This is a genomic window from Flavobacterium aestuarii (assembly GCF_040049115.1).
GTDB lineage: Bacteria > Bacteroidota > Bacteroidia > Flavobacteriales > Flavobacteriaceae > Flavobacterium > Flavobacterium aestuarii.
The window spans coordinates 22011-37861 of the sequence record NZ_JBDLZZ010000006.1 but is presented as its reverse complement, the minus strand read 5'-3'; the positions used below and the strand labels follow the sequence as shown (position 1 = coordinate 37861).

The following is a 15851-nucleotide window of genomic DNA, read 5'->3' as shown; positions in this document are numbered from 1 at the left end:
AGAATTCTTTTCCATTCATAACATGAAAACTAACAAACAAAAGTTATTATTGGCTTCCAAAATAGTTGGCGTTGTCATTGCTGTACTCTTAATTGGTTTTCTAATTTTTAGAGACGAACTTTTAGACCAGGCTATCGACAAAGCTTCGACAACAATGAAACTGGAATACAATAGTGATTTCGCTATAAAAGAAGCTACATTTGATGGTGTTTCGGGAATAGAATTAAAAGAGATTACACTAGCGCCACACAATCTAGATACGATTTTTAAAATTCAGCGAATAAAGACCAGTGTCAATCTGTGGAAATTATTGATTGGAGATGTACAGCTTGGTACTCTTGAAATCAAAAACGGTTATGTTCAATTGACCAAAAAAGGAAAGATCAAAAACTTTGGAGCTTTCCTCAAAAGAGACAAAAACGAACCAAAATCAGATAAAAAAAGAGATTACGCTGAGTTTGCTTACCGAATCATCTCGAAAGTACTCAATTTAGTTCCAACGGATATGACATTGGAAAATTTAGTATTCAAACTCGATGATAATGGCAAAAAAGCAACAGTCAATTTCAAGAAACTAACATTATTTGAAACTAAACTGGAATCAGCAATTGAGGTCAAAACCAATACATTTGCACAAAGATGGAGAATTAACGGAATTGCCGACCCAAGGAATAAAAGAGGAGATCTGCGTTTCTTTAACATTGACACAGGAGCCATCAAAGTGCCTTATTTTGACGAACGCTATAATCTGAAAGCCAGTTTTGACTCTATTCGATTCAATATTCAAAACATCGATATGAGTGGTGGAGAATTGCACATTGATGGCTACAGTTCAATTGCGAACTTAAAAATGAATCATAAACGTATTGCTAATAAAGATGTTACAATCAAAAATGCACGTTTTGATTATCGTTTTCTTTTAGGTTCAGATTTTATTTCGATTGACAGCAGTTCTACGGTTCATTTTAATAAAATAAAATTCAAGCCTTATTTATCTTATAACACCGAAGAAGATACCGTTTATAAACTGAAAGTAGAGATTCCAAAAATGAAGGCGCAGGATTTTATAAGCTCGCTCCCAGATGGCTTATTTACCCATTTTCAAGGCATGGAAGCTACTGGGGAATTTGATTATAAATTGGACTTCATGTTTAACAAAAATAAACCGAATACTATTGTTTTCAAAAGCAATATCAATAAGCAAAACCTGAAAATAACCAAATACGGCAATATCGATCTGGGCAAATTAAACGGAGAATTCACTTATAGAGCAGTTGATAACGGCGTACTGCAGCGCCCTGTTTTTGTTGGCGCAAGCAATCCGTATTACACTCCTTTGGACCAGATTTCCCCTTATCTTCAAAAATGTGTTTTAACTTCGGAAGATCCTTCGTTCATGTCGCATCGAGGCTTTATAAACGAAGCCTTCAAACAGTCAATTCTTAAAAACATCCGTACCAAAAAATTCTCGCGCGGAGCTAGCACCATTAGTATGCAGCTGGTTAAAAATGTTTTCCTTACGCGCGAAAAAACTTTATCCCGAAAACTGGAAGAAATCCTTTTGGTTTACATTATAGAAAATAACCGAATTACCAGCAAACAGCGTATGCTTGAGGTGTATTTCAATATTATTGAATGGGGACCAAATGTATATGGAATTGGTGAAGCCGCCGAATTCTATTTCCAAAAAAAACCGGCCGATTTAAATGTTCAGGAATGTTTATACTTGGCAACGATTATCCCAAAACCAAAGAAATTCATGTGGCAGTTTGATCAGGAAGGCCTTCAAAAATCGTACGCCGTCAAACATCAGACTTTCTTGAGAAATTTAATGTTCCGACGTGGTTTATTAGTTCCTGAAGACACGATTGGCTTGTCACCAAATGTAACGCTTACAGGACGCGCTCATTCGTTATTGAATATCAAGATAAAAGATACAACTGTTGCTGATTCCTTGAAAGTAATAGAAGAGTTTGATTTTTAATTATAAGTCTTCTCAAATACTAACAGGTTGAAAAACCTGTTAGAAACAAAGAATGTTCAAAAGAATTGAGTAAGGTAATATTCACATGATTTTCGCACAATATTGTCATTCCGAGGAACGAGGAATCTCAGCAAGTAATTCCGCAATCAAAATCTCCAATCTTTGTCGAACTTCTAACGGAGATTTCTCGTTCCTCGGAATGACAAACTTTACGGGTAATATGTTGTCAAAATAGATAACTTTTGTAATCTTTCCGAACTCTTGTGGCTAAAAATCCTGTTAGGGATTCTACTTAAAATTCCTCAAAAAATCCTCCTTATAAGTCGGCGAAACCTCAATTTCAGTGGCATCGTTCAGCGTAATAATACCGCCTTTATTATACGATTTCACACAATTCAGATTGATGATATGGGATTTGTGGACACGGATAAAAGGCAAAGGCAGAATTTCGGAAAAATGTTTTAAAAAACGACACGCCATCTTTTTATTTCCGTTATGAAGATACAAATCGGTGAAATTGCCGTTACCGCGAAGCCGAACAATTTCTTCCATTTTTACCACTTCAAAACCTTCCAATGTGGGCAGAATTACCTGCTGTTTTTCTGGTTTGGATTCTTTAAAATTTTCAACGATGATTTTATTTCTATTAAAAATTTCCTGATTTAGGATTTGATGGTGCACTTTGTTTACCGCTACAATCAGCTCTTCAATACTGATGGGTTTGAGTAAATAATAAGCAGCACTTTGGTTCAAAGCCTTCAGCGAATATTCCGAAAAAGCGGTTACAAAAATGGTTTCAAAATGCAGATCTTTACAAGCCTCCAGTACATCAAAAGCATTCCCGAAAGGCATTTCGACATCCAGAAAAACCAATTGTGGCTGTAATTCATGCAGCAGCGGAACGGCTTCTTTTATGTTTTGGGCTTCGCCAATGACCTCCACCAGCGGGCAGTATTTACCCAAATAATTTTTGAGCACTTCACGCGCGGTCAACTCATCTTCTACAATTACGCTTTTTATCTTCTGAAAATTCATCCTATTTTATCAATTAATGGACTGCTAATTTCGACAATCGTTCCTCTTTCCGGTAATGTTTTTTCAAAAATCCGAAAAGAAATATGCTGTTTGTACAGTTCATTAAGCAAGCTGATGCGCTCTTTGGTATTGCTCATTCCGCGCGATTCATGTACTTTTTGATTGGCCGTTTTCAGCTCCTGACTTTTGGACAGACCAATACCGTTATCCTCAATCCTAATCACCACTTTTCCGTTGATTAATTCCACTTTTAGCAACAGCAGTCCTTTGGTGTCCAAATAACGCAAACCGTGCCAAATGGCGTTCTCCAAATGTGGCTGAATAACCATATTCGGAACCATCGTTCTTTCGGCATCTAGCTCGGGATCAACACTAATTTTAAAATCAAATTTATCCTGAAAACGCAAATGTTCCAACTCCAGATATTTTTTCAATTGCTCCAGTTCGTTATCCAGTGAAACAAAATCCTTGTTGGAATTCTCCATTGTATTTCGCATCAGCGTAGAATACGAAGTCAGGTATTTATTGGCTTCCAGCTCTTTATTTTCGGAAATAAACTGATTGACGCTATTAAGGCTGTTGAAAATAAAATGCGGATTCATTTCCCTGCGCAACGATTGCAGAGCGATTTCCTTATTCTTGGTTTTAATGGCAAAAAATGATTTTACAATCCATACAAAAAACAATAAAAGCAATCCAATCGAACCCAAAAGAAAATAATTAAAAGTGTTTTTTCTTGAAATCAATTCATCTTTCAGCGATTTTTCTTTTTCCAGCTGGCGAATTTTATCCTCACTCACCTGAAATGTTTTGGCATCAATCAAAGTCGTGTCCGAATGAATTAACTGATCGAAATTCTGAACAAATTGATCGTACAAAGCCAAACTTTCCTTATTGTTTCCTTTTTTATTGTAATACTGTGTCAATGCCGTCAAACTTGTTTTTGCTTCAGCCGAATTGCCTTTTTGCAATGCCAGAGCAAAGGCTTCCTTTAAGGCTTCAACAGCTTTGTTTGGTTCTTCCTTTTGAAAATAAAGACCCGAAAGCGACTGCAGTTGCTTGATTTGAGTAGTGAAATCCTGTTTGGTTTTGGCATCCGCCAAAAGCTTTTCGCTAATCCCGATCGCCTTATCAAACTGATTGTCCGAAGCGTAAACCTTTGCAATTTCATTGTTGATTTTGATGACCGTTGCCGGCTTCCCTTTTGCGTAAGCGATCGCTTGCTTGTAGCTTTCTATCGCAACTTCCTTGTTTTTTTGCTGAAGCGAATTTTCAGCCTTTTTCACATACGCATCCGAAACCTCTTCACTTTTTTTCTCCTTCTTAAGCAATTCAATATTCGAATTCACATAACTTTCCTGAGCCACAGGACTCGCAGACGATCGCAGACGGTTCGCATCATTAGTATTAATCTTTTCGAGACTTTTATCCTCGGCCATCGATCCTGCCACTTCATAATTACTAATCGCCGACTTATAATCCTTCTGTGATTCCTGCACCTTGGCAAGGCTTCTGGTGACGCGCGTTTTGTCATCTGTCAGCTTCAGCTTGGTATAACTTGCAACCGCTTTTTTAAAATATTCTTCTGCTCTGGGAAGATCATTTTTACTCAGAAACTCATTGCCCAACCGTTCATAATTCTGAGCAATTTCGTCCTCGTCATTTACTTCCAAAGACTTTTTCAAATCATTGCTCACTTTACGGATTTTTGAAACTGGCATCGCTTTCTTTTTGGATATAGAATCCTGTGCCATTGTTCCAAAAGGAAACAACAACAGGGCAAAAAAGAAGAAAAACAGAGTCGGTAAACGCATTTTTTAAAGTTTCTAAGTCTCTGAGATACTAAGTTACTAAGCTAATTATTTTTATTTGAAGCGGAAACATTTGGCATTCTTGCAAACATTGATCCCGCTTTCCGTTACAATCTCTTGTACTGAACCCCAGTACAAGAGGATTTCCACTGCAATCGGGGCTAAAGGGATAGATTAGGCTTTTTTGCCACAGATTAACACAGATTAAAAAGATTTAATTTGCAAGCACTTCAAAAATCTGTGCTAATCCTTTAATCTGTGGCTAATTTATCCATTGCCAATAATTACTGACATCATAAAAACATAGATTCTCACCAAATTTCAAAAGCCAAATTTTTCTCGCTAAGGCGCAAAGATGCAAAGTTTAGAGCCAGTTTCTTTGCGTCTCTGCGTCTTTGCGAGACTACATTTTAAATTCGTGCTAATTCGTGTAATTCGTGTTTACCTTTTCATTAAGTAACTTTCTAAAAATTTCCACTTTGTAAAGTAAAGTATTTTAAAATCCTTTCGCAACCCGTTTCACCAAGTCAAAAGCCCGTTTCACCATTTATCCCAAAAAGGAGTGTTTTTAGTTTCTAAGTTTGATCTGTAATCAACCCTTAAAAACTAGAAATTATGAAATCGACACTATTTATCTCCGCACTTTTGGCTACTACAATTTCGTTTGCAAGCTGTAACAATACGAATGCAAAACCCGTAGAAAAAACCAATACCGAAAAACCAAAAGGAGAAGACAACAACAAAATACAAGTCGCCCTTTTATTGGACACTTCCAACAGTATGGACGGATTGATCGACCAAGCCAAGTCGAGACTTTGGAATATCGTAAACACTTTGACAACCCTAAAGTATTCCGGCAAAACTCCTGATATCGAAATTGCGCTGTACGAATACGGCAACGACGGATTGGCACAGCAATCCAATTACATTCGTCAAGTAACGCCACTAACCACCGACTTGGACTTGATTTCCGAAAAATTATTTGCCCTAAGAACCAACGGAGGCAATGAATATTGCGGTGCGGTAATCCAAGATGCTACCAAAAAACTACAATGGGGTAAAGATAACAGTAATATGAAACTTATATATATTGCGGGAAACGAAGCTTTCAACCAAGGCGGAATAAACTACAAGGAAGCCATTAACGATGCAATGAAAAACGATATTTACGTGAATACTATCTTCTGCGGAAGCAGTTTAGAGGGCATCAACACTTTTTGGAAAGACGGAGCCGATTATGGCAAGGGAAAATACTTCAACATTGACTCTAATCAATCTATTCAATACGTATCAACGCCTTATGACGATCAAATATCAAAATGCAATGTAAAGATAAATTCGACCTATATCGGCTATGGATCTAAAGGCTCTTCCAAAAAGATGAATCAGGAAACACAAGACAAAAACGCACAGGGTGTATCATCAGCCAATTATGCGGAACGTGCTGTGAGTAAATCCAAAGCTGTATACAAAAACGAAAGCTGGGATTTGATTGACCGAGTAAAACAAGACCCAAAAGCGATTGCAAAAATTAAAAAAGAAGAATTACCAGCCGAACTTCAAAACAAATCCGAAGCTGAAGTACAAGAAATTATTACTCAAAAAACCAAGGAGAGAGAAGCAATTCAAAAAGAAATCGGTGAATTAGGCAAAAAACGCCAGCAATATATTGATGCTGAAGCCAAAAAAACGAAATCACAGGACGATTTGGGGAAAGCAATCAATACTTCTATAGTGGCTTTGGCAAAAGTGAAAGGCTACACGGTAGAAAAATAAACCTTACAAAGTATTCGTAATGGCCTCAAAACGATAATGGTTTCACACGGATTTTTTTAATGATGCTTATAAAATCTGTGTGAATCTGTGCAATCTGTGGCAAAAAAATTATAAAAAAATTGAGCAGAGACCCAACCTTTTTCAGCTTTTTGCCATCTATAGAGATATAATCTTAACTCACTACCTCATGAAAAAAATTTATTTCCTCTTTGCGTTATTGGTTTCAACTTTTGCTTTTGCACAAAAACCAATTTTCACGACTGCCAAAGTAAAAGCAGCAACGGTGTATTTTAATGCTGCAGAAATTTCGCAGACAGCCAATGTAAATCTGCCATTAGGCACAAGTGAGATTGTCATCAAAAATGTAGCCGTCGATTTAAATGAAAACTCGGTACAGATAGGCGCACCTGCGAGCCTAACAGTGCTTTCGGTTCAATTTACCAACGACTACGTTTCGGAATATGAAGTGGATTTAAAATCTCCGGCTTTAAAAAAAGTGAAAGACAGTATCGTTTTGGTGCAGAAAGAACTTTTAAAAGTGGGCAATACCAAAAATTCGGAAACCAAAACATTGGCATTATTAGACAGAAATCAGCAGGTTTCAGGAGTGAATTCGGGTTTGAATGTATTGGAACTAATGAAAATGGTCGATTATTACAAAGCCAAACAAATCGAAATCGCCAATACGATAAATTCATTAGCCGAAAAAGAGCAAAAACTTAATGAAACTCTTCAAAGGCTGAACAACAAACTCGAAGTAGATACAAGCAAAGAAGAAAAAACCTCATCAGGAAAACTGATTGTTCAGGTGATGAATAATCTGGCTGGAGCCGTTCCATTGGATATTACTTATTTGTCGAATAGCGCTTCGTGGACTCCCTTCTACGATTTACGCATCGAAAGTGTAACCGCACCAATCAATATGATGTATAAAGCGCAGGTTATTCAAAACACCGGAATCGATTGGAAAAAAGTAAAACTGACTTTATCAAGCGGTGTTCCCAATCAAAATAATCAGGCTCCTTTACTAAATTCATGGTTTTTAACTTACAGACCAACTGACAACAGATTACAAGAAGTAGTTGTGATGGGTTATGGTGCTAAGAAAAAAGGAATTACAAATCAATTGCAGGGAAGAGTTGCAGGAGTTCAGATTACCAAGGAAGAAATGAATGCACAACCGATAATGATGGCTGAATCTTCTGTCTCTGACTTCACAACAGTTTCTGAAAACCAATTGAATATTTCTTTTGACATTGACATTCCTTATGATATTTTATCCAATGGAAAAGTACACAGCGTTTCATTAAAAGAAATTAAACTTCCGGCATCTTATAAATTTTATGCTGTACCAAAAGCAGAAAAAGACGCTTTTTTAATGGCTCAGATTGCTGATTACAGCAAATACAATCTGCTGAGAGGAGAAGCCAATATCATTTTTGAAGGCATGTATGTGGGCAAAACTTTCATCGAACCAAATCAAACCAGCGATACGTTGAGTTTAAGCATGGGACGTGATAAAAAAGTAAGTATCAAAAGAGAAAAAGTAGTTGACCAGTCGGGTACCAAACTTTTATCTTCTAAAAAAGAACAGACTTTCACATTTGATATTACCGTTAGAAACAACAAAAAAGAAGCGATTGAAATGTTATTAAAAGACCAATATCCATTGAGTTCTAACAAAGACATTGAAATAGAATTACTGCAGAGTGATCGTGCTAAAGTAAATCCAGATTCAGGAATCCTCACTTGGCAACTGCAGATGAAACCAAATGAAACCAAGAAAATCAGGATCAGTTACAAGGTACGGTATCCAAAGGATGAAGTTATAGAGAATTTGTAAATTTAGCCCTGTCAGATTGATTTTTGACAGGGTTATTATTTTTTAGATTATTAAATTTCAATTATTTAACATAATTCATTTCAAAAGTAAAATTTAAATATCGAAATTATTAATAGCAATTAAACTAAAGTAATATTTTTACAAATCAAACAGAAATTAAACACAATGCAAATAGGAATAATCGGATTAGGAAAAATGGGGTTCAATCTAGCCCTGAATTTAAAAAGAAACAATTATGAAGTTGTTGCTCAGGATGTCAACACAGATTTTGTTTCTAAAATTGGCGATGAAGGAATTGAAACAGCTTATTCAATAGAAGAATTATGCAGCAAATTAAATAACCGAAAAGTAATTTGGCTGATGGTTCCTGCCGGCGAAATTGTAGATGCCGTTATTGATTCATTAGTGCCTCATTTGACAAAAAATGATATTATTATTGATGGCGGCAATTCAAATTATAATGATTCCAAACATCGTTATTCAAAATTGAAAGAACACGGTATTGATTTTCTGGATTGCGGAACTTCGGGAGGAACTTCTGGAGCGCTTAATGGTGCCTGCACAATGATAGGCGGTGATGCCGAAGTATTTGAATATGTATCCCAAGTCTTCAAAGATATTTCGGTCGAAAACGGATCTCTTTATACGGGAGCGGCCGGAAGCGGACATTTTACTAAAATGGTTCACAACGGAATCGAATACGGTATGATGCAGTCTATTGCAGAAGGATTTGAGGTTTTTGAGCATTCCGAATTTGATATTGATTTTCATAAAACAGCCAAACTGTTCAATCATGGTTCAGTTGTGCGCAGCTGGCTGATGGAACTGACCGAAAATGCTTTTTCTAAAGATGCCAAACTGGACGGAATCAAAGGAATTATGCATTCATCCGGTGAAGGCAAATGGACATTGGAAACTGCTTTGGATTTAGGTGTTCCAACTCCCGTAATAGCTCTTTCTATTATGATGCGCTACCGTTCTCAAATGTCGGATACCTTTTCTGGAAAAGTTGTGGCAGCCCTTCGAAATGAATTTGGAGGCCATGCAGTTGAGAAAAATGAGTAATTATAATTTTTAATACGGCTAATGTCAATTGAATATATACTCCTAATAAAATTATAATTCATGTCCTTACTGATTCTGATTGCAAGTATTCTGCTATTATTATATTTAATCTCCGGCGCAAAGCTTAACGCTTTTATAGCCCTAACAATCACCGCATTTTTTGCGGGAATTTTAAAAGGCATGCCTTTCGCAGAATTAATAAATTCGTTTCAGCAGGGTATTGGCAGTACGCTGGGATCTTTAATTTTAATCATTGCGCTTGGCGTTATCTTAGGAAATCTGCTTTCAGACAGCGGCGCAGCACAGCGGATAAGTTCGGTGATGATTGGCTCTTTTGGCATTAAGCACATCAAATGGGCTATGGTAATTACTGGATTTTCTGTTGGAATTTCAATGTTTTACAATGCAGGTTTTATTATTTTGATTCCAATGGTTTTTGCAGTAGCCAAAAGCACCAAGCAATCTATAATTTATTTGGGAATTGCAATGGCATCGGCACTTTCGATAACTCACGGATTTTTGCCCCCGCATCCCGGACCTACGGCAATTGCCGTTATTTTCAAAGCTAATATTGGAAAAACACTTCTGTACGGATTAATAGTTGCTATACCCTCGCTTCTTGCCGCTGGAATTGTTTTTCCAGAGTTCATAAAAAAAATCAATGCCTTTCCTCCAAAAGGATTATTTGAAAGCAGCACATTTACAGAAGCTGAAATGCCTTCTTTCAAGATCAGCATTGTAACTGCGCTGGTTCCAGTATTTTTAATGGCAGCAGCAACATTCAGCGAATTGTTTTTAGCAGAAGAAAATTCACTGCGTTCCATTATAATTTTTATTGGAAACCCAACTGTTTCAATGCTGCTTGCTATTCTTTTTGCAGTGTTTACATTAGGTATTTTTCGCGGAAGAAAAATGCAGGACATTATGGACAAGTCCGGTGCTGCATTAAGCGCCGCCACAATGATAATCTTGATAATTGCTGCCGGCGGTGCTTTTAAACAAGTGCTTATAGACAGCGGAATAGGAACAGATTTGAGCACATTTTTCGAAAAATCATCCCTCTCTCCGCTGGTTTTAGGATGGCTCATCGCTACAATAATCCGAATAGCTTTGGGATCAGCCACTGTTGCGGGATTAACCGCAGCTGGAATTGTACAGCCTTTAGTTGTGGCATCTGGCGTAAGTCCTGAATTAATGGTGCTTTCGATAGGCGCAGGAAGTTTAATGTGTTCTCATGTCAATGATACAGGGTTCTGGATGTTCAAAGAGTATTTTGGCATCAGCGTTTCCGACACGTTTAAAACCTGGACAATCATGGAAACAATTATTGGAATTATGGGATTAATTGGCGTATTGATACTGAATATATGGATCAAATAAAATCACTTTTTATCGGCATTGACATTGGAACTACAGCTACAAAGGCGGTATGTTTTGACCTGCATGGAAATGTAATTAATCAGATTTCGCATTCATATCCAATGTATCATCCAAAACCCGATTGGAGCGTACAAAAACCGCAGGAGATTTTAGATACTGTTTTAGAATGCATCAAAAAAATTACCAAAGATATCCAGCCGCAATTTATAAGTTTCAGTTCGGCGATGCAGAGCATTATTGCAGTTGATGAAACTGGAAAACCGCTAACAGATGCTGTTTTATGGGCAGATAACAGAGCAGGCGAAATAGCCGAAAAAATTAAAAACTCCGAAAAAGGAAAGCTTTTTTATCAGAAAACAGGAATCCCGATTCATCCTTTTTCGCCCATGACCAAAATAGCATGGTTCGAAGAATCTGATTCTGAAACTTTTTCCAAAACCTATAAATTCATCAGTGTTAAAGAATATATCTGGCATCATCTTACAGGCGAATATGCCACAGATACTTCCATGGCTTCGGGCACAGGATTATTGAATATCCATACGCTGCAATGGGATGACGAAATTCTCGAATTTTTAAAAATAAAACCAGAACAGCTGTCTGCAGTTTGTGAGGTGACACATGAATGCAAAGGAGTTTTGGATAATTTCCTGTACGTAATTGGCGGAGGCGATGGCGCTCTGGCAAATTTGGGAACGGGAGCAATGAATAAGGGATTTATGGCATTGACAATTGGTACCAGCGGAGCAGTCCGCCTGCCGATAGATCAGCCTTTTCTCGACCCTCAAATGCGTACACAGTGCTATCATCTCAAAGAAAACCAATACCTAACCTTGGGTGCTGTAAATAATGGAGCAATAGTTTTACAGTGGCTAAAAGAGACAATTCTGAAAACGACTGCTTCGTATGAAACACTTTTTGAAGAAGCCTCAGCAATTCCAGCAGGTTCCGAAGGTCTGCTTTTTGTACCTTATTTATTGGGAGAAAGAGCGCCAATCTGGGATGCCTCTGCACAAGGAACTCTTTTAGGAATGCAGATTACGCATACACAGGCACATTTGGTCAGAGCTACTCTGGAAGGCATTTTATTTGGCTTATTTCAAATTACAGAAATTCTATTGCCCGATCCCGAAAAAAGAAAAGCAACAACCGTTATGGCCAGTGGGGGCTTTGGGAAAAGCGAATTCTGGCTCCAGATTGTAGCCGATATTTTTCAGATGAAAGTACAAACCTCACAAACTATCGAAGGTTCTGCTTGGGGTGCTGTTTTAATAGGCCTGGACGCATTAAATATTCCTGCAGAAAGCCATAACAAAACAGGAAAAACCTTTTCCCCAAATCCAGCAAATAAAGAAATCTACAATAATTCCTTTGCTAAATTCAAGAAAGTATATGCTGCATTGAAAGTATTATAAAAATTCATGTCCCTGCAGTGTCATTTTCGGAATCTCCCACGTATCATGCCTAAACCTGTCTAGTTTGTCCTTCCTGACAATATTGTGTAAACCTGTCGGATTTATTATTATTTCTTATTCTGGAAACGCTGTAAGAGGTTTGGACTCTTACAGGGTTGCTTACTAAAATCTGATATTATTTTACGGCGCCGGATCAGGAATAACAGCCTGCACTGCATTAATTTCGTCAAAAATTTCTTTAGACAATACAACATCAATTGTACCAATATTTTCTTTGAGCTGTTCCATTGTTGTAGCACCAATAATTGAACTGGTCACAAAAGGCTGGTGCAATACAAAGGCCTGAGCTAATTGTGTTAATGTCAATCCGTGTTTATGGGCAATTTTCTGGTATAATTTAGTCGCTTCTGTAGATTGAGCACTGCTGTATCTTGCATATTGCGGAAACAAAGTCAATCTCGCATTGGGATGACTTTCGCCTGTCAAAAATTTTCCTGACAAAACACCAAAAGCCAATGGCGAATACGCCAATAATCCCACATTTTCACGAAGACAAACCTCAGCAGAAGCATTTTCAAAAAGGCGGTTCAGCAAAGAATATGGATTTTGAATGGTTTTAATTCTTGGCAGATTATTGTATTTGCTTTCTTCCAGAAAACGCATCATTCCCCAGGGATTTTCATTAGAAACTCCAACATGCTTTATTTTTCCCGCTTTTATCAATCCGTCCAATGTTTCCAAGACTTCGTGAAAATTATCTTCCCAGGCATCGTCCTGCATTTTAAGCCCCCGCTGTCCAAAACAATTCGTTTTTCGTTCCGGCCAATGCAGCTGATAAATATCCAGATAATCAGTTTGAAGACGCTGCAGACTTTTATCCAAAGCATATTGTATACTTGCCGGCGAGAAATCAAGTTTTTCGCGCATATAGCCAAAAAGAGGATTCGGCCCTGCAATTTTGGATGCCAAAACAATTTCTTCTCTTTTTCCTGTTTTCTTAAGCCAAGTACCAATAATTCTCTCGGTGCTACCGTAGGTTTCTTCACGGCTTGGGATTGAATACATCTCGGCTGTATCAAAAAAATTGACTCCTTTCTCGAGCGCATACTCCATTTGGGCATGTCCTTCGGCTTCGGTGTTTTGCTGTCCGAAGGTCATTGTGCCTAGACATATTTTACTGACTTTTATATCGGTATTTGGTAAAGTGGTGTATTTCATTTTTTTTAAGTGGCTAAGTTTCTGAGAAACTAAGTTGCTAAGTTTTATTCAGAGCAAAGATAAAAATTAGTTATTCGGATTCCTTTTGGAATTAGCTATTTTTTAGCACGCAGATTTTGCAGATAAAGCAGATTTTAATTCTAACAAATAACTTTTGCCGATTTAAGATATTGATTACGGTTACAAAAAAAGGTTCAACGTTTTCACGCGAACCCTTTTTATCTTAGTAACTTAGTGATTTAGAATCTAAGCAACTTCCTCCTAAAACTCATTAAGCATTTTTGAAATTTCATCCAGTTTTGGAGTCAGGATAATTTCGATTCTGCGGTTTTTAGATTTTCCTTCGGCCGTTGTATTGCTTGCCAATGGCGAATATTCGCTTCTTCCAGCTGCAGTAAGATTTTGTTTGTTTACTTTTTTGTTTTCACCCAAAATAGCCACAATTGCTGTTGCTCTTTTGGTAGAAAGATCCCAGTTGTCTGCAATTGGCCCTGAACCTTCATAAGGATCATTATCAGTATGTCCTTCAATCAGTACTGAAATATCCGGGTTATCGCCCAATACCTTCCCTACCTCAACAACTGCTTTTTTACCTTCGGCACCAACTGCCCAGCTTCCTGAATTGAAAAGCAGTTTGTTTTCCATGGAAACATATACTTTTCCGTTTTTCTGTTCCACCGTTAGACCTTTGCCTTCAAAACCGTTCAATGCTTTTGAAAGTGTTTCTTTCAATTTTTTCATGCTGGCTTCTTTGGCTGCGATAAGATCTTCCAGTTCCTTCAAACGCTGGCTGCTGGCATTCAATTTTTCCTGCTCATCTGCCAGAGCTTTTGCTTTAGCATCTAATTGAGCCAATAGATCACGGTTCTTTTTCATGTTAGCCTCCAATGATTCATTGCTGTTTTTTTCAAGAGCGGCATAAGAATCCTGCATCACTTTCATTTTGTTTTTTGCAGCCTCTAAATCAGCCTGAACTTTGGCTAGATTGGAATTTACATCATCCAGATTCTTTTTCAAAGCTTCTTTTTCGGATTCCAGTTGTTTTTTGGAAGCTAAAAGAGCTGCGTTTTCATCAGAAATGGCTCGGTTTTCTCTTTTTAGATTGGCAAATTGGTTCTCAAGATCATTGTAGATTTTCTTAGAAACACAAGAAGTACTCAATGCGAGAATTAAAAGTCCAATGGAAATTCTTTTTATCATTTTTCTTAAATTTTATTATTTATTGTAGTATTTGAGGTCAAAAATTCTTGTAACATGGAACGCCCTAGCCCAGATAGCATTAGAAATAAGCTGGTGTTCGGTTCATAAGATTACTTCCTTAGCTTTTATTTTCATAGGTATTCAGTGAACTCCGTTTGCAGCGGATAGCTGGATTTGCTCCTAAAAATTTTCATTTTTTTATTTTAAATTGTCATTGCAATTGACATTGAATTTTTTTCTATTCAATTTCAACCAGAACAGGACAATGGTCAGAATGCATCGCATCCGGCAGTATAACGGCTCTTTTGAGTTTATGCTTTAATGAATCACTGACCAAATTATAATCGATACGCCAGCCTTTGTTATTCCCACGTGCTCCCGCGCGGTAACTCCACCACGAATATTGATGCGGTTCACTGTTGAAATGACGGAAACTATCCACAAATCCGGATTTCATGAATTTATCAAGCCAGGCTCTTTCTTCGGGTAAAAAACCAGAAACATTTTTATTACGGATCGGGTCATGAATGTCAATCGCCTCATGGCAGATATTGTAATCCCCGCAAATAATCAGATTAGGGATAGTGCTTTTGAGGGTATCTATGTAATTTTGAAAATCATCCATGTACATGAATTTGTGGCTCAAGCGATCCATATTGGTTCCCGATGGCAGATATAAACTCATAACGGAACAATCATCAAAATCGGCACGAAGATTCCTGCCTTCAAAATCCATGTGCTGGATTCCTGTTCCGTATACGACACTATTGGGTTTTATTTTAGAAAGAATTGCCACACCGCTGTAGCCTTTTTTGGTTGCAGGATAATAATATTGATAAGGATAACCTGCAGCGGTAATATCGGAAACGGGAATCTGCTCTTCGGTAGCTTTTATTTCCTGCAGACAGATAACATCGGGGCTGGCCTGTTGCAGCCATTCTATAAATCCTTTGGTAATTGCAGCACGAATTCCGTTTACGTTGTATGAGATTATCTTCATTTGTATAAATTTGTTTTTTTACTGTGGAATCCAAAAGTAGTAAAAAGCAGAAAGATTGATTCAAAAAAAAACATAAAAAAATGGAGTATTTTGCTATCTTTGCTTCTTGCTCAAAAAAGAAAAA

At 37.4% G+C, this 15851-nt stretch carries 11 protein-coding genes; 6 read left to right on the top strand and 5 right to left on the bottom strand.

Annotated elements, in window-relative coordinates; translation table 11 throughout:
* The first annotated feature begins 22 nt into the window (after positions 1 to 22).
* Entirely contained in the window at positions 23 to 1984 is a 1962-nt protein-coding gene (locus tag ABEG11_RS08065; protein ID WP_348823658.1) for a transglycosylase domain-containing protein, read from the top strand.
* 288 nt (positions 1985 to 2272) lie between these two features.
* Here the strand turns inward: ABEG11_RS08065 and ABEG11_RS08060 are convergent, their stop codons facing one another.
* On the bottom strand, positions 2273 to 3019 hold the full coding sequence (locus ABEG11_RS08060) for a LytR/AlgR family response regulator transcription factor (protein WP_348823657.1): 747 nt from the start codon (positions 3017 to 3019) through the stop codon (positions 2273 to 2275).
* A complete protein-coding gene (locus tag ABEG11_RS08055; protein ID WP_348823656.1) occupies positions 3016 to 4833 on the bottom strand; it encodes a tetratricopeptide repeat-containing sensor histidine kinase in 1818 nt (605 codons plus the stop codon). The genes ABEG11_RS08060 and ABEG11_RS08055 overlap by 4 nt, the downstream gene beginning before the upstream one ends.
* A gap of 612 nt (positions 4834 to 5445) precedes the next feature.
* On the opposite strand from ABEG11_RS08055, the gene ABEG11_RS08050 reads away from it, so the two are divergent.
* The 5 genes from ABEG11_RS08050 to ABEG11_RS08030 all read left to right on the top strand — a co-directional run bounded on the left by ABEG11_RS08050 (position 5446) and on the right by ABEG11_RS08030 (position 12309).
* Entirely contained in the window at positions 5446 to 6606 is a 1161-nt protein-coding gene (locus tag ABEG11_RS08050; RefSeq protein ID WP_348823655.1) for a VWA domain-containing protein, read from the top strand.
* Between the two features lie 187 nt (positions 6607 to 6793).
* Positions 6794 to 8449, top strand: coding sequence for a DUF4139 domain-containing protein (locus ABEG11_RS08045; RefSeq protein WP_348823654.1), 1656 nt, complete (start codon positions 6794 to 6796; stop codon positions 8447 to 8449).
* A gap of 165 nt (positions 8450 to 8614) precedes the next feature.
* Entirely contained in the window at positions 8615 to 9514 is a 900-nt protein-coding gene (gene gnd / locus ABEG11_RS08040) for a phosphogluconate dehydrogenase (NAD(+)-dependent, decarboxylating) (protein ID WP_348823653.1), read from the top strand.
* Positions 9515 to 9574: 60 nt separating this feature from the next.
* Complete coding sequence (locus ABEG11_RS08035) at positions 9575 to 10894, top strand: gluconate:H+ symporter (RefSeq protein ID WP_348823652.1); 1320 nt, start codon at positions 9575 to 9577, stop codon at positions 10892 to 10894.
* Entirely contained in the window at positions 10882 to 12309 is a 1428-nt protein-coding gene (locus ABEG11_RS08030) for a gluconokinase (protein ID WP_348823651.1), read from the top strand. Before ABEG11_RS08035 ends, ABEG11_RS08030 begins: the two co-directional genes overlap by 13 nt.
* 180 nt (positions 12310 to 12489) lie before the next feature.
* Here ABEG11_RS08030 and ABEG11_RS08025 read toward each other — a convergent pair whose 3' ends face one another.
* From ABEG11_RS08025 to ABEG11_RS08015, 3 genes are all read right to left on the bottom strand, one after another.
* Positions 12490 to 13527 carry an aldo/keto reductase gene (locus tag ABEG11_RS08025; protein WP_348823650.1) on the bottom strand — a complete coding sequence of 346 codons (1038 nt, stop codon included), beginning with the start codon at positions 13525 to 13527 and terminating at the stop codon, positions 12490 to 12492.
* A 261-nt stretch (positions 13528 to 13788) separates the two neighbouring features.
* Positions 13789 to 14727, bottom strand: coding sequence for an OmpA/MotB family protein (locus ABEG11_RS08020; RefSeq protein WP_348823649.1), 939 nt, complete (start codon positions 14725 to 14727; stop codon positions 13789 to 13791).
* A gap of 238 nt (positions 14728 to 14965) precedes the next feature.
* Positions 14966 to 15727, bottom strand: coding sequence for an exodeoxyribonuclease III (locus tag ABEG11_RS08015; protein WP_348823648.1), 762 nt, complete (start codon positions 15725 to 15727; stop codon positions 14966 to 14968).
* Positions 15728 to 15851 lie beyond the last annotated feature (124 nt).

Excerpts from the sequence above, each read along its gene's own strand:
- ABEG11_RS08060 (WP_348823657.1), bottom strand. The coding sequence starts at position 3,019 with ATGAATTTTCAGAAGATAAAAAGCGTAATTGTAGAAGATGAGTTGACC.
- ABEG11_RS08065 (WP_348823658.1), top strand. The coding sequence starts at position 23 with ATGAAAACTAACAAACAAAAGTTATTATTGGCTTCCAAAATAGTTGGC.
- ABEG11_RS08035 (WP_348823652.1), top strand. The coding sequence starts at position 9,575 with ATGTCCTTACTGATTCTGATTGCAAGTATTCTGCTATTATTATATTTA.
- ABEG11_RS08030 (WP_348823651.1), top strand. The coding sequence starts at position 10,882 with ATGGATCAAATAAAATCACTTTTTATCGGCATTGACATTGGAACTACA.
- ABEG11_RS08050 (WP_348823655.1), top strand. The coding sequence starts at position 5,446 with ATGAAATCGACACTATTTATCTCCGCACTTTTGGCTACTACAATTTCG.
- ABEG11_RS08015 (WP_348823648.1), bottom strand. The coding sequence starts at position 15,727 with ATGAAGATAATCTCATACAACGTAAACGGAATTCGTGCTGCAATTACC.
- ABEG11_RS08055 (WP_348823656.1), bottom strand. The coding sequence starts at position 4,833 with ATGCGTTTACCGACTCTGTTTTTCTTCTTTTTTGCCCTGTTGTTGTTT.
- ABEG11_RS08045 (WP_348823654.1), top strand. The coding sequence starts at position 6,794 with ATGAAAAAAATTTATTTCCTCTTTGCGTTATTGGTTTCAACTTTTGCT.
- ABEG11_RS08020 (WP_348823649.1), bottom strand. The coding sequence starts at position 14,727 with ATGATAAAAAGAATTTCCATTGGACTTTTAATTCTCGCATTGAGTACT.
- ABEG11_RS08025 (WP_348823650.1), bottom strand. The coding sequence starts at position 13,527 with ATGAAATACACCACTTTACCAAATACCGATATAAAAGTCAGTAAAATA.
- gnd (WP_348823653.1), top strand. The coding sequence starts at position 8,615 with ATGCAAATAGGAATAATCGGATTAGGAAAAATGGGGTTCAATCTAGCC.